Annotated in this window: 1 protein-coding gene; it reads left to right on the top strand. The window is 63.0% G+C overall.

Annotated features, from left to right (window positions below; genetic code table 11):
• The coding region (locus E5X34_RS32740; protein ID WP_292573376.1) for a 2-oxo acid dehydrogenase subunit E2 at positions 1-300 on the top strand (300 nt) is incomplete at both ends.

A 300-nucleotide genomic window follows, 5' to 3' on the forward strand; every position in this document is an offset into this window, starting at 1 on the left:
TGCCGCATGACAACATGCGCAAGACCATCGCGCGCCGCCTGGTCGAGGCGAAGTCTACCATCCCGCATTTCTATCTGACGCTCGACTGCGAGCTCGACGCGCTCTTGGCGCTGCGCACGCAGTTGAATGCCGCGGCTCCGATGAAGAAGACCGACAAGGGCGAGGTCCCGGCCTACAAGCTCTCGGTCAACGACATGGTGATCAAGGCGATGGCCATGGCGCTGATGGCGGTGCCGGATGCGAACGCCTCCTGGACCGAGAACGCCATGGTCAAGCACAAGCATGCCGATGTCGGCGTCG

The organism is Mesorhizobium sp. (assembly GCF_004963255.1).
Taxonomy (GTDB): Bacteria; Pseudomonadota; Alphaproteobacteria; order Rhizobiales; family Rhizobiaceae; genus Mesorhizobium.